The organism is Capnocytophaga genosp. AHN8471 (assembly GCF_016806945.1).
Lineage (GTDB): Bacteria > Bacteroidota > Bacteroidia > Flavobacteriales > Flavobacteriaceae > Capnocytophaga > Capnocytophaga periodontitidis.
Genome location: NZ_JAESPJ010000026.1, coordinates 45,063 through 61,802, shown reverse-complemented (window position 1 = coordinate 61,802; position 16,740 = coordinate 45,063). Strand labels below are relative to the sequence as shown.

20 protein-coding genes are annotated in these 16,740 nt (G+C 39.5%); 17 read left to right on the top strand and 3 right to left on the bottom strand.

The window, feature by feature from the left end; translation table 11 throughout:
• The first annotated feature begins 32 nt into the window (after nucleotides 1-32).
• The 4 genes from JMN12_RS10960 to JMN12_RS10945 all read left to right on the top strand — a co-directional run bounded on the left by JMN12_RS10960 (nucleotide 33) and on the right by JMN12_RS10945 (nucleotide 3,273).
• Nucleotides 33-686, top strand: a complete 654-nt coding sequence (locus tag JMN12_RS10960) for a response regulator transcription factor (RefSeq protein WP_203139166.1) — start codon at nucleotides 33-35, stop codon at nucleotides 684-686.
• A gap of 129 nt (nucleotides 687-815) precedes the next feature.
• Nucleotides 816-1,670, top strand: a complete 855-nt coding sequence (locus tag JMN12_RS10955; RefSeq protein ID WP_203139165.1) for a hypothetical protein — start codon at nucleotides 816-818, stop codon at nucleotides 1,668-1,670.
• 368 nt (nucleotides 1,671-2,038) lie between these two features.
• A complete protein-coding gene (locus tag JMN12_RS10950) occupies nucleotides 2,039-2,197 on the top strand; it encodes a hypothetical protein (protein WP_181463708.1) in 159 nt (52 codons plus the stop codon).
• Nucleotides 2,198-2,430: 233 nt separating this feature from the next.
• Complete coding sequence (locus JMN12_RS10945; protein WP_203139164.1) at nucleotides 2,431-3,273, top strand: aldo/keto reductase; 843 nt, start codon at nucleotides 2,431-2,433, stop codon at nucleotides 3,271-3,273.
• Between the two features lie 76 nt (nucleotides 3,274-3,349).
• Here JMN12_RS10945 and JMN12_RS10940 read toward each other — a convergent pair whose 3' ends face one another.
• A complete protein-coding gene (locus JMN12_RS10940) occupies nucleotides 3,350-4,159 on the bottom strand; it encodes an AraC family transcriptional regulator (RefSeq protein ID WP_203139163.1) in 810 nt (269 codons plus the stop codon).
• 108 nt (nucleotides 4,160-4,267) lie between these two features.
• Here JMN12_RS10940 and JMN12_RS10935 point away from each other — a divergent pair, with 108 nt between their 5' ends.
• From JMN12_RS10935 to JMN12_RS10900, 8 genes are all read left to right on the top strand, one after another.
• Nucleotides 4,268-5,134 (top strand): alpha/beta hydrolase, encoded by an 867-nt coding sequence (locus JMN12_RS10935; protein ID WP_203139162.1) that lies wholly within the window; start codon nucleotides 4,268-4,270, stop codon nucleotides 5,132-5,134.
• Nucleotides 5,094-6,083, top strand: coding sequence for an alpha/beta hydrolase (locus JMN12_RS10930; RefSeq protein WP_203139161.1), 990 nt, complete (start codon nucleotides 5,094-5,096; stop codon nucleotides 6,081-6,083). The genes JMN12_RS10935 and JMN12_RS10930 overlap by 41 nt, the downstream gene beginning before the upstream one ends.
• A gap of 113 nt (nucleotides 6,084-6,196) precedes the next feature.
• The gene (locus JMN12_RS10925) at nucleotides 6,197-7,171 is read left to right on the top strand and encodes an alpha/beta hydrolase (RefSeq protein WP_203139160.1); all 975 of its coding nucleotides are present in this window, start codon (nucleotides 6,197-6,199) and stop codon (nucleotides 7,169-7,171) included.
• A 50-nt stretch (nucleotides 7,172-7,221) separates the two neighbouring features.
• Nucleotides 7,222-7,779, top strand: coding sequence for a flavodoxin family protein (locus JMN12_RS10920; RefSeq protein WP_203139159.1), 558 nt, complete (start codon nucleotides 7,222-7,224; stop codon nucleotides 7,777-7,779).
• A gap of 41 nt (nucleotides 7,780-7,820) precedes the next feature.
• Entirely contained in the window at nucleotides 7,821-8,801 is a 981-nt protein-coding gene (locus JMN12_RS10915) for an alpha/beta hydrolase (RefSeq protein ID WP_203139158.1), read from the top strand.
• A 7-nt stretch (nucleotides 8,802-8,808) separates the two neighbouring features.
• Entirely contained in the window at nucleotides 8,809-9,912 is a 1,104-nt protein-coding gene (locus JMN12_RS10910; protein ID WP_203139156.1) for an alpha/beta hydrolase, read from the top strand.
• A 6-nt stretch (nucleotides 9,913-9,918) separates the two neighbouring features.
• The gene (locus tag JMN12_RS10905) at nucleotides 9,919-10,755 is read left to right on the top strand and encodes a carboxymuconolactone decarboxylase family protein (protein WP_203139154.1); all 837 of its coding nucleotides are present in this window, start codon (nucleotides 9,919-9,921) and stop codon (nucleotides 10,753-10,755) included.
• A gap of 9 nt (nucleotides 10,756-10,764) precedes the next feature.
• Nucleotides 10,765-11,607 carry an aldo/keto reductase gene (locus JMN12_RS10900; protein ID WP_203139152.1) on the top strand — a complete coding sequence of 281 codons (843 nt, stop codon included), beginning with the start codon at nucleotides 10,765-10,767 and terminating at the stop codon, nucleotides 11,605-11,607.
• Nucleotides 11,608-11,690: 83 nt separating this feature from the next.
• Here JMN12_RS10900 and JMN12_RS10895 read toward each other — a convergent pair whose 3' ends face one another.
• The gene (locus tag JMN12_RS10895) at nucleotides 11,691-12,110 is read right to left on the bottom strand and encodes a SlyB protein (protein WP_203139150.1); all 420 of its coding nucleotides are present in this window, start codon (nucleotides 12,108-12,110) and stop codon (nucleotides 11,691-11,693) included.
• A 137-nt stretch (nucleotides 12,111-12,247) separates the two neighbouring features.
• Between JMN12_RS10895 and JMN12_RS10890 the strand changes: the two genes are divergently transcribed.
• Together JMN12_RS10890 and JMN12_RS10885 are read left to right on the top strand one after the other, a co-directional pair.
• Nucleotides 12,248-13,066 carry a glycoside hydrolase family 16 protein gene (locus JMN12_RS10890; RefSeq protein ID WP_203139148.1) on the top strand — a complete coding sequence of 273 codons (819 nt, stop codon included), beginning with the start codon at nucleotides 12,248-12,250 and terminating at the stop codon, nucleotides 13,064-13,066.
• Nucleotides 13,067-13,137: 71 nt separating this feature from the next.
• Nucleotides 13,138-13,728: a Uma2 family endonuclease gene (locus tag JMN12_RS10885; protein WP_203139147.1), complete on the top strand. Its 591-nt coding sequence runs from the start codon at nucleotides 13,138-13,140 to the stop codon at nucleotides 13,726-13,728.
• Here JMN12_RS10885 and JMN12_RS10880 read toward each other — a convergent pair.
• On the bottom strand, nucleotides 13,718-14,041 hold the full coding sequence (locus JMN12_RS10880) for a MerR family transcriptional regulator (RefSeq protein ID WP_203139146.1): 324 nt from the start codon (nucleotides 14,039-14,041) through the stop codon (nucleotides 13,718-13,720). The two genes, JMN12_RS10885 and JMN12_RS10880, sit on opposite strands and share 11 nt — an antisense overlap.
• A 99-nt stretch (nucleotides 14,042-14,140) precedes the next feature.
• Between JMN12_RS10880 and JMN12_RS10875 the strand changes: the two genes are divergently transcribed.
• The 3 genes from JMN12_RS10875 (at nucleotide 14,141) to JMN12_RS10865 (ending at nucleotide 16,687) form a co-directional block, all read left to right on the top strand.
• Nucleotides 14,141-14,302, top strand: coding sequence for a hypothetical protein (locus JMN12_RS10875; protein ID WP_238423894.1), 162 nt, complete (start codon nucleotides 14,141-14,143; stop codon nucleotides 14,300-14,302).
• A gap of 49 nt (nucleotides 14,303-14,351) precedes the next feature.
• Complete coding sequence (locus JMN12_RS10870) at nucleotides 14,352-15,128, top strand: SDR family NAD(P)-dependent oxidoreductase (protein ID WP_203139145.1); 777 nt, start codon at nucleotides 14,352-14,354, stop codon at nucleotides 15,126-15,128.
• Between the two features lie 695 nt (nucleotides 15,129-15,823).
• Nucleotides 15,824-16,687 carry an AraC family transcriptional regulator gene (locus JMN12_RS10865; protein ID WP_203139144.1) on the top strand — a complete coding sequence of 288 codons (864 nt, stop codon included), beginning with the start codon at nucleotides 15,824-15,826 and terminating at the stop codon, nucleotides 16,685-16,687.
• Nucleotides 16,688-16,740: the final 53 nt, after the last annotated feature.

The following is a 16,740-nucleotide window of genomic DNA, read 5'->3' as shown; positions in this document are numbered from 1 at the left end:
CTGCACAATACTGAAAAATAACCATTTTGAAGATGACAACCGATAAAAGCATAGAGGAAATAGCACAGGAATACATTCCACACTTAAAAATCTTAGAAGAAGCAGGTAGTTTTGCTGTTTTTCTGTTAGATAGATTCGGTCGTTACTATTATGTAACCGAATATGTAGAGAATATTGATACGCCTCAAGAGCTCGACATCGAGAAGTTAGTACACCCCGATGATTTAGAAGTGGTAAGACGAATTGATAAAAAAGTATGGGAGTTTTTGGATACACTCCCCGAAGAAGAAAAGCTCACTTACAAATACATCTATGAGTTGAGAGTATTAGAAAAAGGGAAGTATATACGAATGATTTACCAAACGCGCCTATTGGCATTCAAAGACGATAATTTTTTGGCTATGGGTATGATAGACCTTGCTCCCGAGCAATCAGCCAATACTTCTGTCCGTTTTCAGATAAAAAACTGTCTTACCGATGAGATTGTACCTTTTGTTATCGAAAGTGCTACCGATGCACTACTCACCCCGCGCGAGAGAGAGATACTCGCCCTTGCCAAAGAAGGAATGTTCAGCAAAGAAATCTCCGAAAAACTGAACATCAGCATACATACCGTAAACCGCCACCGCCAAAATATCCTCGAAAAACTACAAGTAGATAATATAATTGAAGCAATAAGGTCGTAGTACGAGTCGTAGCACGACACGCAATAAAGAAAAATCACTTAGGGCAACCCTAAAAAATGTCAGAACTTTTATTTTGCCAATAAGCAAAAAGCCCATACTTTTGCCAATAATTTTAAATGTAAAAATATTATGAAGATTAGAAAAGCATTACTTGTTGAAAAAAATGAACTTGTTACTCCTCGTGAGTATGAAGAAATGTTTAAAAAATGTAACGACAGAAAAGAAGTTAGATGTTCTTGTGGAGCGAAACTCTCTTTTGTTGAAACACATACAAGAAGCTCTGGTAAAGACAATTCTTCTATCGTCTCAGCTTTCTTCAGAGACAGTAAAACCTCAGTTCATAAAGAAGATTGCCCATACAATATTTCAAATAGAATAAAGGAAATTGTAGCTGAATCACAGTGTTTACCCATTGAAAAAGGTAAATATATTTTGAGTTTAAAAAATCCTTATAACAAAAAAAGTACGAAAACCAATAACAACACACTATCTTATGACAGATATAGCAAGGGCATATATGCTGACAACAAATACTATAACAATTATCTAAAAACGATAAGAGATGTATTACGTTTAAGAGATGATTTGGAAAGTAATGCCGATTTATCTCAATTTGTATTATATTTTGGAAAAGAGCAAGTCAAATGGAAAGATTTTTATTTTGCTTTTAAACAATATGGGGGTATCTTAAAAATCATCCACAAAGGCTATCCTATCTGTATTGAAGGGGATATTTACCACATAGGAGATAAGAATAAACCTTCTCTTTTCTTGTATGGTGAAGAAATAGTAGATGAAGGTAAAGAGAAAACAATTGCAATAAAGTTAGTAAGTAAGGAATATTCTCTTATTAAAGATTATCCCAATGGTTGCCACGCAATTGTTTATGGTACAGTAAGTTTGGATAGATATCAAACTTCTACTGATTATCTTAATATAGTTATGTGGATTAATGATCATAGACAAATCATAAAGGTTGAATAGTATTTTTTTAACGATTTTATTTCTCACCCCTTGCATATTACAAAGAATTCATTACCTTTGCAATGAATTTAAGAACTCATTTAAACAGCATTTAAAAGATATAACATAAAAAACGACATATAGCGTTTCGCTTACAATTTTCCTCTTGCAGAAAACGACCAATATTTTAGTAGCAGGAAAGTTAAAGTGGAAATGCCTACGTTCAAACGTGGGCATTCCTTTTACTTTGCTACATAGCCTTTGGTCGGGCTTCTGCAAGAAAGTAAGGAGGAATGGCTCACGTTTTTTTATTGTCTTTACACAATGCAAAGGCGGAAACCGAAAAGCCTGCAACAGACAGTAGGTATTAACTTAAAATCTTTTACATTATGAGTAGAGGACAATACGGACGTGGTTTTCAAGATGGAAAAAAAACTGCTGAAAACCTCATTAAAGATGAAAAAGTTAAAAAAGTTGTTACAAGTGCAATAGCTGCTGCCTTAGCTTTTGTAGGCGGACTTATTGTTAAAGGATTAGGTAACAAATAGTTTTTATTTTTCTCCCCTTGCATTCTCTATTTGCAAGGGGATTTTTATTTTCTAACGAATTAGCTTTATTTAGTGTGATATTAAAGTTTTCATTTGGATAATGCAGTTTTGTTGAGTTCTACCTAACTTTATTGAGGAAAAAAATTAGCAAAAACTACCAACTCCTCTGTAATAATTATTTGACAAATTTGTTTATCTTTGCAAGGTCAAAAAACTAAAAATAAGAATTACAAATGAAAAACATCCAATTAAACAACGGGGTACAAATGCCCCTATTGGGTTACGGTGTATACCAAGTAAACCCCGAAGAATGTGAGCGTTGCGTAAGCGATGCTATTGCAGTAGGCTACCGAATGATTGACACTGCCCAAATCTACAAAAATGAAGAAGGCGTAGGCAACGCTATTAAGAAAAGTGGTATCCCCCGCAAAGAGTTCTTTATCGTTACCAAAGTGTGGATAAGCAATGCAGGCTACGAAAAGGCAAAAGCCTCTATCGAAACCTCTTTGCGCAAACTACAAACTGATTATATCGATTTGCTACTCGTTCACCAACCTTTTGGCGATTATTACGGCTCTTATCGCGCTATGGAAGAAGCCTACAAAGAGGGCAAAGTGCGCGCTATTGGCGTCAGCAACTTCTATGCCGATAGATACCTCGATTTGGCATACCACTGCGAGATAAAACCTGCTGTAAACCAAATGGAAACACACGTATTCTACCAACAGCAAGACCTCCAAGAACTAATGAAGAAATACGATACCAAGCTAATGTCGTGGGGACCTTTTGCCGAAGGTAAAAACGATTTCTTTGCCAATCCTACTCTCAATGCTATTGGTGAAAAGTATCACAAAAGTGCTGCCCAAGTAGCTTTGCGCTATCTCTTGCAACGCGATATTATCTGCATTCCTAAGTCGGTGCGCAAAGAGCGTATGGAACAAAACCTTAATGTATTTGACTTTCAACTCTCAGCAGAGGATATGAGCCAAATAGCCGCTCTCGACACCCAGCAAACACTCTTCGCTTCTCACCGAGACCCTGCTTTTGTAGAGATGATACTACAATATGGTAATTAGGTCGTAGCACGACAAGCAATAAATAAAAATCCCTGTGGTTACAGCCTATGTGGCTCGCATCACGGGGAGTTTATTATTACTGATAAAATTCACTCGGACTTACCCCTAAATGTTGTTGTACAAAGCGAGAGAAATAGGCGGTGGAAGAAAAACCAAAAAGGTCGGTAAGCTCGGTGATAGAGTGTGTTTTTTGTTGTAATATCTTGCGTATATGTATGGTAGTAAAGCGGTTAATCCAAAAGAGGGCATTGCGCCCGCTTACCTGCTTGCTCACTTCCGATAGGTGCTTGGGCGAGACAAAGAGCTTATCGGCATAATAGCCCACTTCGCGATGTTGCACATACTCTTCTTGTTCTAACAATGCCATAAAACGCACCATAAGATCGTTGTCCTGAAAGGTTATTTTCTGCTTCCCAAACAGCGAGGTATGAATATCAAAATAATCTAAAATAAGCATTTGTACCGCACTGTGTAGCACTTCCTCTTGAAAAGCGTGAGTGGTATCGGTCAGTCGGCGTTTTATTTGCTGAAAATCGTATTGCAGTTGGGCAAACTGCTTTTCGGTGAGGGGCATAATAGGGTTAGCAAATAGTGCCAACGCCCCTCGTATGCCATAATTGCTACGCGGGGTACAGTATTCAACATATTTAGGGGTGAGGTAGATACAAGTAGCTTGCAAGTAGGGTGAGGGCACAACGGCCTCTATAAACTGCTGATAAGGAATAATCATCGTTTGTCCGGCTTCGAGCACAAAATTTTCTCCGTTGTACTTAAAAACATAACTACCCGCCTCGCATAGCACGTGGGCTATACAATGTCGCAACTCCTCACTACCTAAGCGGTGAAGGCTGTCTTCAATAATGATATTTTCGTTACTCATACTCATAATGCGACAAAGATAGAAAAATTTGTAAAAACTACCGACTTTTGTGTAACAATCTGTTCAAAATACCGCAGTACCTTTGCCTCGTCAAACAATAAAAATTAAAAGAATATGAATTTACCTATCCTTATCTTGATGAGTATTACACTTTTTTCTTGCTCTAAAACAGAAGGTACCCCCACTGTTACCAATACCCCCGAACCTATACAAACTAACAGTAATGGAAGCACTGTGCTACACGACCAAGTAATAAAAAGCGAAATAGTAGGCAGAGATATGTATTACACGGTTTATCTACCAGCTGGTTACAGCAATGAGAAAACATACCCTGTACTATACCTATTGCACGGCTATGGTGGCAACCAAAACGATTGGTTTGTGTACGATAAACTCCAAGAACAAGCCGATAAGGCTATTGCCGATGGCATTATGCCCGAAGCAGTTATCATCACCCCCGATGGCAATACGTGGATGTATTTAGACAATGTAGCAGGACGCTCTATTCGCTACGAAAGCTACTTTTTTCAAGAGTTTCTTCCACAAGTAGAAAAACGTTTTCATATCAAAGGGGAACGCCAAAGCCGAATGATAGGAGGCTTCTCGATGGGAGGCTATGGAGCCCTATATTATGGCATTACTCATCGTGATATGTTTAGCTATATCTATGCAATGAGTTCTGTTATCGAAGGCTATGGTGTACGCAATATTTATGAGGTGATACAGCAATATCCACAAAACGAATTGCCTCCTGTCACCCTTGAATTGGGCACACGTGACTTCTTTACGCGTGAAAACCAACGCCTCCATCAGCAACTCACTGCTGCAAATTACCCTCACGATTATATCTTACGTGAAGGTGGACACGATTGGGAATTTTGGAGTGCTTGCACCCCTAAAATACTTAAAAAATTTGGAGAAACTATAAAAAATAAGCCTTATGAAAAATCTCATATCACCACTAATTCTCTTAACTCTTAGCTTTACAAGCTGTGCTCAAAATAAAGACCTTATGCCTAACAATCCTCAAGCTTCGACAACTACAAGCGAACACCTTACAGTTGCACATACCGTACAAGACCTCATCTATCATAAAGCCTTTACAGGCTATGGCGAACTGCTTTTGCCCTTTGATGAGAATAGCAACTACTACACCCTACCGCTTTCACAAATAGCCCGTACTATGCCCTACCACAGCAATGTGCACCCCAATGTAGTACTCAACGCTGTAAACCATCTTATTGATGAAGTGGATAAAGGGCAAACTATCTTCTATAACATTTATACTGACAATGAGAAAAAACAAGATCCTCGCAAGCAAAACACAGGACTCTTCTTTTTTCGTGGCAAACAAGGGGCTCCGTTTGCTATAATATGCCCTGGAGGTGGTTTCTCATACATAGGTTCTTTGCACGAAGGCTTTCCTCTGGCTAAACGCATTAGCGAACTGGGTTACAATGCCTTTGTGATACGCTACCGCATTGGCAGTGAGCAGTACGCCACCGAAGATTTAGCCCAAGCTATCGCTTATGTACTGCAAAATTCTAAAACGTTAGGCGTCTCAACAGAAGATTATTCTCTTTGGGGAGGCTCGGCAGGCGCACGTATGGTGGGCAATATTGCCTACTATGGAGTTAAGAAATTTACTAACGCCCACTTGCCCCAACCTGCTACTGCTGTGATTATCTATACAGGGCAAAGTCTTTACAGCAAAGATTTTCCACCTACTTTTCTCGCAGTAGCTTCTAATGATGGCATTGCCTCTGCTGATGGTATGCAACGTCGCGCCGAGAACCTCAAACGTGTAGGTGTACCCGTAGCCTTTCATCGCTACCAAACTGCTTCGCACGGATTTGGTTTAGGCAATGGCACCGATGCTGAAGGTTGGTTAGATTTGGCTGTAGCGTTCTGGCAACAATACATAAAATAAGAACTTAGAAAAATTTGTAAAAACTACCGACTTTTGTGTAACAATCTTTTGGCAAATCCGCTGTATCTTTGCCTTGTAATTAGTTAATGAACAAATAATAAAAACATATAGAAATGAAAAAGACAATAAACCTTTTAACTCTTACGACTATTATGAACCTATCAGCACAACAAATGCACCCCGTACAATATACCCGCAATGATGGTATTAGCATTGCAGCTAATGTCTATACACCTGCGGGATATGACAAAACTAAAAAATATCCTGCTATAGTGGTAGCCCACCCTAACGGTGGCGTAAAAGAACAAGTCGCAGGTTTGTATGCCGAGTTTTTGGCAAAGCAAGGTTATATTGTGATAGTTCCCGATGCTGCTTATCAAGGAGCCAGTGGAGGTACCCCTCGTAATGTAGATACTCCCTCCAGCCGTACTGCCGACCTTCACGCTGCTGCCGATTTTATCAGTACCTACGCTGGGGTAGATGCCAATCGTATCGGGATACTCGGTATCTGTGGCGGAGGAGGCTATACACTCAATGCAGCAAAAACCGATAAGCGATTTAAAGCTGTAGCAACATTGAGTATGTTCAACACAGGATTGGTGCGCCGTAATGGTTTTAAAAACTCGCAAGTAGCTACTATCCAACAACGACTTAAAGAGGCTTCTGAAGCCCGCGAAGAAGAAGCTCGTGGTGGTGAAGTGCGTTATGTGGGCAATATGCCTAAAATGAGCAAAGAAGAGGTTGCTAAAATGCCTTTTGAACTCTATCGCGAAGGTTATGAATATTATCTTGAAACCCACGCCCACCCAAACAGCACCTTCCGTTACACCCAAAGCAGTCTTCTGGACTTGATGCGCTTTGATGCTACCGACCAAATAGAGCTTATCAACCAACCGCTCTTAATGCTTGCCGGTAGTAAAGCCGACACTCGTGATATGACCGAAGATGCCTTTGCTAAAGCCGTCAATGCACAACCTAAAGAACTCTATCTGCTTGAAGGAGCCACCCATATCCAAACCTATTGGAAAGAACCCTACGTAACCCAAGCGGTAAAGAAACTCACAGAGTTTTTTAAAAAGAATTTGTAATAAATAATTAATCAGTCGTCAAGAATACTGACGACAAAAAAAGAAAAAAGATGAATAAAAGCAAATTATTAACACTTGCACTTGCTTTTTTTACTTTAATAGGAACGGCAAGTTGCCAAAACAAAGACAAAGAAATGAACAACAAGAAGAATACCCAAAAGATTCTTTTTATCAACGGAAGCCCAAACCCTAACGGCAATACGGCTCAGTTAGCACAAACATTACTCAAAGGAAAAACATACGAAACACTTAATCTAGTGGAGTATAGAGTCAATCATTACGGACAGACTCTCTCGGGCGACCAATTCGATGAAGTATTGACGAAAATTAGAAATGCCGATATCATTGTGCTTGGGTCTCCTGTATATTGGCACAATATAAGTAGCATCGTACGCACCTTGTTAGAGCGTTTTTACGGGACTATTGCCCCAAATTCGTTTGCTCCTCGTAAACTCTTTTTTTTATATCAAGGTTTAAGTCTTTCCGAGTTTATGATTAATGACGGAGAATACACTATAAAACGTTTTTGTGAAATGTATGGTTTTAGCTATGAAGGAATGGCTAACAATCAATCACAAGCACAAAAACTCTCCGAAAAACTGAAATAATTAAAAGTATTTGTATATTTGTCATCAAAAAAAATACAATTATGAAAAAGAATAATTCCTTTAAAAGTGTTTTAACTCCGATATGTTTATCTTTGGTAAGCACAGGGGCATTGGCACAAGAAAATGAGGTTATAGCTCAACCTCCTACCGAAACGGTAAATATTACTCCGGTAGTATTCAAAAACCAGACTTCTGGTTTTCAATTAGCAGGAGTGATTTATACTCCCATAAAAATGAAGAAAAGCGACCATCTACCTGCGGTAGTAGTACAAGGACCTATGGGAGGTACTAAAGAACAAACCGCCAGTCTTTACGCACAACTTTTAGCTGAAAAAGGGTTTGTTACAATGGTGTATGATTATTCTTATTTTGGTTCTAGTGAAGGACAACCTCGCGCTTATGAAGACCCTACTATAAAAGCTACCGACATCAATAGCGCAGTGGCTTTTATAGCAAAATATCCCAATGTAGATAAAAACAAAATCTTTGCTGTAGGCATCTGTGGTTCAGGAGTGTATTTACCTTACGCTGTTACCTTGGCTAAATCGTCTCCATTGAAAGCTATTGCAGTAGTCAATCCTTTTGAATTGATCCACTTAGGTGCCCCTAATGGCAAGAGTGAAGCACAGTTGCTCGCTGAAAAGAAACTGTATGAAGAAAAAGGTATTGTTACACGTGTAAATCTCATCGAAGAAGGTTCTGAAGGAGCTGAGTATTACTACAACAGCAAACGAGGAGCTGCTCCTAATTGGTTGCCGTTTGCGTCTTGGTCTGAGCTTTCTTGGCGCAAATTCTTTCCTGCCGAAGAAGTAAAAAAACTACATACACCTTTCTTGGTAATAGCAGGCGAAAACGCTTTCACTCGTCAAGGAGCAGAATTGATGTATAACAATGCTGATACTAATAGTAAGGAATTTTTTGTTGTTCCTAAGGCTCGGCATTTCGATATGTACGACAAAGAAGCCTATCTATCAGTTATCATTCCTAAAATCATTACATTTTTTAATCAATATTCTAAATAATAGCAAAATGAAAAGAATTTTTACAACCCTCGCCACAGCGATTGCCTTAGTAGGCTGCAACTGCAACCAAGAATGCAAGACAGCTTCTCAAAATGAAAGTGAAAGTTCTGTGCTTGCTATTAAAGAACAAGGTTTCTTCACCGCAGGAGGTACTGTGCTGAGAACTGATGGTACTTTCGACCCCATTAAAGGTCAGTACAACCCCGCCGGACAAACGCTTCACGCCGATTATGCCAATATCTTCTACCAAGTACCTCAGCCCTACAACAATCACCGCGTATACTTCCTGCACGGTTTCGGTCAGTCGCGTGTGGGCTGGATGAACACCCCCGATGGGCGCGAAGGGTTTGCCCCTATGTTCCTCCGCAAAGGCTATGCTACTTACCTTATCGACCAACCTCGCCGTGGGGCAGCAGGGCAACCCTCAGTAGAAGCTACAGTAACCACCCCTACTTTAGACCAAGCGTGGTTTACCCAATTCCGTATGGGATATTATCCTAAACTTTTCAGCAATTCTAAATTCCCCCAAGGAGAAGAAACGCTACATAAGTTTTTCCAACAAATGACTCCTAACATAGGTGAGTTTGATATTCCAAAAGTAACGGAGGCTTTAGTCGCTACTTTCGAGAAAGGAGGTGACGGTATCTTTATCACGCACTCACAAGGTGGCATTATCGGTTGGAATGTTGCGATGCAAACCCCAAAAGTAACAGCTGTTGTAGCCATTGAGCCAGGCACTTTCCCCTTCCCCGAAGGTGAAGTTCCTACAATTACCAAAGAAAATACTTCTTTCCCTGTAGAAGGTTTTGGTGTACCTAAAGAACAGTTTCTCACCCTCACTAAGCGACCTATCGTTATCTATTTTGGTGACAATATTCCTGATTTCGATAAGACTGCCGAGCTACCCGCTCAAAACTTCTGGAGTGGTGTACGCGAATTGGCTTACAAATTTGCCGAAGTGATCAATGCCAACGGAGGTGACTGCAAAGTTATCGATTTGCCAAAGGCAGGCATCACTGGCAATACCCACTTTATGTTTCAAGACCTCAATAACCAAAAAGTTTTTGAACATATCTACAAATGGTTAGAAAGTAAGAAATTAGCAAATTAGAATTGTATGAAAAAAATTATCACCTTTGCAATGGTACTCTTAACAGTAGCGATGAGTGCCCAAGTAAAACAACAAAATACAATGAAAAAAGAAGCTAAAAAACAAACTGCTGGACGAGACCGCCTCGGCGATTTTGCACCTAAATTCGCTGAACTCAATGATGATGTTCTTTTTGGGCAAGTGTGGAGTCGTGAAGGGGAACTTTCTCCTCGTGATCGCAGTATGGTAACCATCGCTACCCTAATAGGGAGTGGAGCGCCTGATTTTACTATTAAGTCGCACCTTACCGAGGGCAAGAAAAACGGCATCAGCAAAGACGAAATAGCCGAGATGATTACCCATATTGCCTTCTATGCAGGATGGCCTAAGGCGTGGGGAGCTTTCCTTGCTGCTAAAGAAGTCTATGCTAATGAAATAGCTGCCGACCCAAGCCATGGCAATGCAGGATATATCTTTGCCCTTGGCGAGCCTAATTCCCCCGAAAACAGCAAACACTTTTCTGGTAAAAGCTATTTGAATGTATTGGTTGCCCCTGATAAGAAAAATAACATATTGGTTGCCAATGTTACTTTTGAGCCCTCTTGTCGTAACGATTGGCACGTGCATAGTGCCGAACAAATACTCTTGGCTACCGAAGGGACAGGTTGGTATCAAGAGTGGGGCAAGCCTGCCCAACTGCTGCAAAAAGGCGATGTGGTAGTAGTGCCTGCAGGGGTAAAACACTGGCACGGAGCTACCGCTCAAAGTTGGTTTGCTCATTTGGCTATAATGGATGTGCAAAAAGCTAAAACCGAATGGAAAGAACCTGTAAGTGAAAAAGAATATACTCAATTAACAAAATAAGAATTACAAATGAAAAACATCCTATTAAACAATGGGGTACAAATGCCCCTATTGGGTTATGGAGTATTCCAAGTAGACCCCGAAGAATGTGAACGTTGCGTAAGCGATGCTATTTCGGTAGGCTACCGAATGATTGACACAGCCCAAATCTACAAAAATGAAGAGGGCGTAGGCAATGCTATTAAGAAAAGTGGTATCGACCGTAAAGAGTTCTTTATCGTTACCAAAGTGTGGATAAGCAATGCAGGCTATGAAAAAGCTAAAGCCTCTATCGAGACCTCTTTGCATAAACTCCAAACCGATTATATTGATTTGCTACTCGTTCACCAACCTTTTGGCGATTATTACGGCTCTTATCGCGCTATGGAAGAAGCCTACAAAGAGGGCAAAGTGCGCGCTATTGGGGTGAGCAACTTCTATGCCGATAGATACCTTGATTTGGCATACCACTGCGAGATAAAACCTGCTATAAACCAAATGGAAACACACGTATTCTACCAACAGCAAGACCTCCAAGAGCTAATGAAGAAATACGATACCAAGCTGATGTCGTGGGGACCTTTTGCCGAAGGTAGAAACGATTTCTTTGCCAATCCTACGCTCAATGCCATTGGTGAAAAGTATCACAAAACTGCTGCCCAAGTAGCTTTGCGCTATCTATTACAACGCGATATTATTTGTATTCCTAAGTCGGTGCGTAAAGAGCGTATGGAGCAAAACCTTAATGTATTTGACTTCCAACTATCCCAAGAGGATATGGCAAAAATTCAAGCTCTTGATACCAAGCAACCGCTCTTCTCTTCTCGCCGAGACCCTGCTTTTGTAGAGATGATACTACAATATGGTAATTAGATCGTAGCACGACAAGCAATAAATAAAAATCCTTGTGTGGTAATACCATACAAGGATTTTTTAATAAAACATCTAACTTGCATCTATTTGCTAAATTCTACTTCAGCATTTAGTTTAGTTATCTTTTCTTCCAATTTAGTGATGTCTTTTTGCAATTTCTCAATACGACGATTACTTTTTGCTAATTGCTTATTAGCTTTACTAGCTTTGCGCAAAGCCTTTTCAGCTTTGTTCGCTTTTTTAGCACTTGCTGAAGCCGAACTCGCATCACTAAAAGCATCCGTGCGATCAGTAGCTTCTTCATTAGCCTGTGCAGCCTCAGTTTGCAACGACTGATTATTGGTTTGCTCTTGTGTGAGTTTCATTTGCAATTCGTTGAGCTCAGTATTGAGTTTCAAGGCTTGTTGTTGTTTTTCCAAGCGTTTCATCTCTGGTGATTTAGCTGTACCACAACCCGCTAACATAAAGGAAGCTAACACTCCCATTAAAAGTACTTTTCTCATAATTATATTATTAAATTTTAATGTCGCAAAGGTAATACATAATTGCCTAATATGCAAATTCGCCAATTTACTAATTTGCTAATTATCGAATTATCACTACCTTTGCATTTAGAATAACTTAAAAACAATACAATATTATGAGAAAAACTTTTATTATTTTATGCATTTGGAGCACCATTGTAGGTTGCTCTCAAGAACAAAAAGAAGATGACACCTCTTCCAAAGAAAAAGAGGAATGGAAATTAGTTTGGGAAGACGATTTCAACCGCGATGATATTTTCGCTACCGGTATATGGTCTAAAATATGGGGATGCCCTACTTCCACTGCCGACTGGTGCAAAACGATGAATCACGACCCCAGTCTGTTTGAGATAAAGGATGGCAACCTTATCCTCTTGGGCAAGCCCAGAACTGACCCTACCAAGCACAAAACGCCTTACATTACGGGAGGGGTAACTACCCAAGGAAAGAAATATTTTCAAAATGGACGTTTAGAAATCCGTTGCAAGCTCGAAGCTCATCAAGGTGCTTGGCCTTCCCTGTGGATGGTACCCGATGCCCCTTGGCCTACGGGGGGTGAGATAGATATTGTAGAACGACTCAACTACGAGCCTTTTGTACACCATACAGTACACTCCACTTACACCCAAGCGGGCAAAAAAGACAAATCTAAGCGTACTCCCCCAAGCACCACTACTGCCCCTATCAACCCCGATGATTACAACATCTATGCCGTAGAACTCGACACCGATGAGGTGCGTTTTTATGTAAACGGCAAGCAAACTTTCAGTTATGCGCGCGTACCCGAGAAAGAGAGTGAAGGGCAATTTCCTTTCAACCGCCCCTATATGTTGCGCATCGATATGCAATTAGGTGGTAGTTGGGTAGGTGAAGTAAAACCTTTCACCAAACCCGTAAGAATGTACGTAGATTGGGTGCGGTTTTATCAGAAGTAAAATTAGTGAATTAGCAATTTGCTTATTATTTTATATCTTTGCCCTTGATAATTGTTTAAAATTAGTTATTTATGAGTACAGTAATCACCAATATCAATCAGTTAGACCTCGCAAATGGGGTATATACGTATGCGGATTATGTACTTTGGGAAATAAAAGAAAGGTTGGAAATTCTCAAAGGAAAAATTTTCAGAATGAGCCCTGCTCCTGCTATTTCACATCAAAAAATAGCAAGAAATTTAACGGGCGAGCTCTATCATTATTTCAAAGGAAAAACCTGTCAGCTTTTTGCAGCTCCTTTTGATGTGGTACTCAAAAACAAAAATGGCTTGGAGGACAGTGTAGTACAACCCGACCTCTGCGTGGTGTGCGACCCTAAAAAGTTAGAGAACGACAAACGTTGCTTAGGAGCCCCTGACCTAATTATTGAAATACTATCACCTGGCAACACTAAAAAGGAAATGCGCAATAAGTATGAATTGTATGAAGAATCGGGAGTTATGGAATATTGGGTAGTCCGCCCTATCGACAAGGAAATCACGCAGTTTGTTCTTGAAGAGGGCAAATACCGCGCCCTCCCTCCTATTGTAGAAGGCGATATGGTTCAATCAGTTAAATTTCCTGAACTCAATGTATCGACTGAGGATATTTTTAGATTGTAACTAATTGACTCATCTTGGAGAGCGTTTCCTCTATCATCGCCATACGCTTCTTTACTTTCTCTACCGAAGCATCTAACGTGTACCCCTCATCAAGGAGTTCTTTGATGAGGAGTATTTTTTTGATATTCAGGTAATCATACCTGCGATTTTTTCCTTCTTCTTCTGTCAAACTGGTGATAATCCCTTTCTCTTCCCAATAGCGTATTTGTCGGGTAGGGATTCCAGTGATTTGCGATACTTCCCCTATACCCACTACCAATTTTCGCAGAAAATCAAAGTCTAACAAGAGTTCTTTTTGTACTTTTTTTGCCATAAATTGTAAATAAATTACGAAATAAGTTGCAAATATACAAATAAATACTTTACCTTTGCGTTTTGTAAATAATCTACAATCAAAGAAGATAATTAACAAATGAATACAGAACTTAAACAAACTCTACAATTTGTCTTTTTTATAGCAACACCGCTTTGCTTGGTAAACAGCTTTATTACAAGCGATAAGTTTAATCTTTGGAATGATTGGGGACTAAATACGCAATATCATTTCCTCAGGCAGTACTTTATGTTTCCTTAGTAAAATGGTATAAAAGAAGAAAATGTAAAATCAATAAACAAATATTAAAATGAAAAACTTAAACAACAAGAATGCCGTAATTACCGGCGGAAGTGATGGTATTGGTTTAGGAATAGCCAAAGCCTTTGCCCGTGAGGGCGCAAATCTATTGCTCATAGGCAAAGACCCTGAGAAACTACAAAAAGCCCAACAAGCGCTACTAAATGAGTTTGGCGTGCAAGTACACACCCTCTCTGCTGATTTATCAAAAACAGAGACAGTAGCTGAGGTAGTGAAAGACATTGAGCAACTGCTATCTACGGTAGATATTTTAGTAAACAACGCTGGTTTGGGCAAGTTCGTACCTTTTGAGCAAGTGGACAGCACCTTATACGATGCCCACTTCAACCTCAATGTAAAAGCGCCTTATTTCCTTACCCAAGGTCTGTTACCTGCTTTGGTGAAAAGCAAGGGGAATGTCATTAATATCTCGTCGTATTTTGCGCACCGAATGCTTCCTAACCGCGCAACTACCGTCTATTCGGCTACTAAAGGAGCGTTAAACTCTTTTACCAAGGCTTTAGCTTTTGAAGTGGGACATTTGGGCGTACGCGTAAATGCCATTGCCCCTGGGAGTATTTCTACCCCGCAATTCAACCGCAATTTGCAAGCTCTCACCCCCGAAAAACAAGCGGCTTTTGAGACTATGGTAAAGGAAATTTACCCTTTACAACACATTGGCACGCCTGAAGATATAGCTAAAGCTTGTGTATTCTTAGCCAGCGACAATGCTTCGTGGATTACAGGCACTGTGCTTGCTGTAGATGGCGGACTCACTACAAATTAAAATTTGCTAATTTGCTAATTATTACTATCTTTATCCTCTCAATTTCAGGTAGGTTATATGCACACCGATAATTCCGATATACTTGCCAAGCTCATAAACACACGCCTTTTACAAGTGAAAAACGAACCAGCAAGAAGGATATTGCAGAGCTACACAAGTACGCTCATATCATAAAGTTATATCAGATAAAAGAAGGAGAAGACCTCTATAAAAAAGATGGGTAAGAATTGGATTATACATATAGATGAAATAAGCAAGCTATAGACAATGATAGCTACCATACGAAAGCAATTAGCAGAAGTAAACCCTATGGAGAAGAAAAGCTGGTGAGTGTAGTCCCTTCTAAAAACGGCCTGCACCTCATTACAACTCCTTTTAATATCAGTGGGGCAACCTTCGCAGGCAATATAGAGGTCAAAAAAGATTATCTGACAAATTTGTTAATCTGCTAATAAAAATAAGCACTTATAGCTACTATTGTTTTTATTTGTTAATTAATTTATTTGTTACTATATTATTTTTTTATTACCTTTGCCTATTATATAATAACAAATGAATATTTTCACTGACGAAACGCTTGAAGGTACGGGGATGAATCTCTTTCTTCAGGTACTGTCAGTATGTTATCTCATTCGCCAATTGACTTAACAAATTGATAACTCTTTGCAAAAATAGCTAAACTATATTATAGACAAATGGAAAAATATAGCCCACACAAAGACACCCCTACTGCCTTACAACTTGAGCTCGTTCCTCTAAATGAGTACCTTGAAAAGAACACTACTTATACCCAAAAGGCACATACACATAACTTTTACCAAATCATATGGTTTGCTAAAGGTAAGGGCACACACTATGTAGATTTCAAAGAATACGAGGTAAGCCCTCATCAACTCTTTTTTATTGGTAAAGGACAAATACACGCCTTCGACAACCAGCCTTATGAAGGTTTTGTTATTCACTTCAACAAAATTTTCTTAGCCGATGAAGTTGATACACTTGACATCTTCTTAAAACATAACATCTTCGATACTTTTTCGCAAAAGCCTTATCTATCATTAGCTCCTGAGGAAGTGCCTAAATGGCATCAGCTTATAGATAAGATGCAGGAAGAATTAGAAAACTCTGAAGCCTTTGCTCACACTGATTATTTAAAAAACTTATTGCATCTCCTACTCATCAAAATACAACGCTTTTTCCTTAAAGAAGACCGAAAACAACTCTCAATAAACGACCCCAAACATCTGCTTTTTATACGTTTTTGTGAAGCAGTAGAACAGCATTTCAAAACACTACACACCGTAAAAGAGTATGCCAAGCTGTTACATATCTCCACTAAAAACCTCACTAACTGTACCAACGAGCTCATACAACAAACACCTTTGGCTCTCATCAACGAGCGGCTTTCTCTCGAAGCTAAGCGTCTACTTACCTACACTGATGACTCCGTGAGTAAAATTGCCTATACTCTCGGCTTTGAAAATTCTTCCAATTTTATTCGCTTCTTCAAACGCCTGAATGGAATAGCCCCTTCTTTTTTCAAAAAAATAATCGTATAATTTGTCTCTAAAATCCGTTCATATATGGCATAACATACTAAATATATAGAACA

Coding starts and splice junctions, on each gene's coding strand:
- JMN12_RS10885 (WP_203139147.1), top strand. CDS start 13,138: ATGAGTACAGTAATCACCAATATCAATCAGTTAGACCTCGCAAATGGG.
- JMN12_RS10870 (WP_203139145.1), top strand. CDS start 14,352: ATGAAAAACTTAAACAACAAGAATGCCGTAATTACCGGCGGAAGTGAT.
- JMN12_RS10875 (WP_238423894.1), top strand. CDS start 14,141: ATGAATACAGAACTTAAACAAACTCTACAATTTGTCTTTTTTATAGCA.
- JMN12_RS10900 (WP_203139152.1), top strand. CDS start 10,765: ATGAAAAACATCCTATTAAACAATGGGGTACAAATGCCCCTATTGGGT.
- JMN12_RS10960 (WP_203139166.1), top strand. CDS start 33: ATGACAACCGATAAAAGCATAGAGGAAATAGCACAGGAATACATTCCA.
- JMN12_RS10930 (WP_203139161.1), top strand. CDS start 5,094: ATGAAAAATCTCATATCACCACTAATTCTCTTAACTCTTAGCTTTACA.
- JMN12_RS10950 (WP_181463708.1), top strand. CDS start 2,039: ATGAGTAGAGGACAATACGGACGTGGTTTTCAAGATGGAAAAAAAACT.
- JMN12_RS10920 (WP_203139159.1), top strand. CDS start 7,222: ATGAATAAAAGCAAATTATTAACACTTGCACTTGCTTTTTTTACTTTA.
- JMN12_RS10880 (WP_203139146.1), bottom strand. CDS start 14,041: ATGGCAAAAAAAGTACAAAAAGAACTCTTGTTAGACTTTGATTTTCTG.
- JMN12_RS10905 (WP_203139154.1), top strand. CDS start 9,919: ATGAAAAAAATTATCACCTTTGCAATGGTACTCTTAACAGTAGCGATG.
- JMN12_RS10935 (WP_203139162.1), top strand. CDS start 4,268: ATGAATTTACCTATCCTTATCTTGATGAGTATTACACTTTTTTCTTGC.
- JMN12_RS10940 (WP_203139163.1), bottom strand. CDS start 4,159: ATGAGTATGAGTAACGAAAATATCATTATTGAAGACAGCCTTCACCGC.
- JMN12_RS10910 (WP_203139156.1), top strand. CDS start 8,809: ATGAAAAGAATTTTTACAACCCTCGCCACAGCGATTGCCTTAGTAGGC.
- JMN12_RS10955 (WP_203139165.1), top strand. CDS start 816: ATGAAGATTAGAAAAGCATTACTTGTTGAAAAAAATGAACTTGTTACT.
- JMN12_RS10890 (WP_203139148.1), top strand. CDS start 12,248: ATGAGAAAAACTTTTATTATTTTATGCATTTGGAGCACCATTGTAGGT.
- JMN12_RS10865 (WP_203139144.1), top strand. CDS start 15,824: ATGGAAAAATATAGCCCACACAAAGACACCCCTACTGCCTTACAACTT.
- JMN12_RS10895 (WP_203139150.1), bottom strand. CDS start 12,110: ATGAGAAAAGTACTTTTAATGGGAGTGTTAGCTTCCTTTATGTTAGCG.
- JMN12_RS10945 (WP_203139164.1), top strand. CDS start 2,431: ATGAAAAACATCCAATTAAACAACGGGGTACAAATGCCCCTATTGGGT.
- JMN12_RS10915 (WP_203139158.1), top strand. CDS start 7,821: ATGAAAAAGAATAATTCCTTTAAAAGTGTTTTAACTCCGATATGTTTA.
- JMN12_RS10925 (WP_203139160.1), top strand. CDS start 6,197: ATGAAAAAGACAATAAACCTTTTAACTCTTACGACTATTATGAACCTA.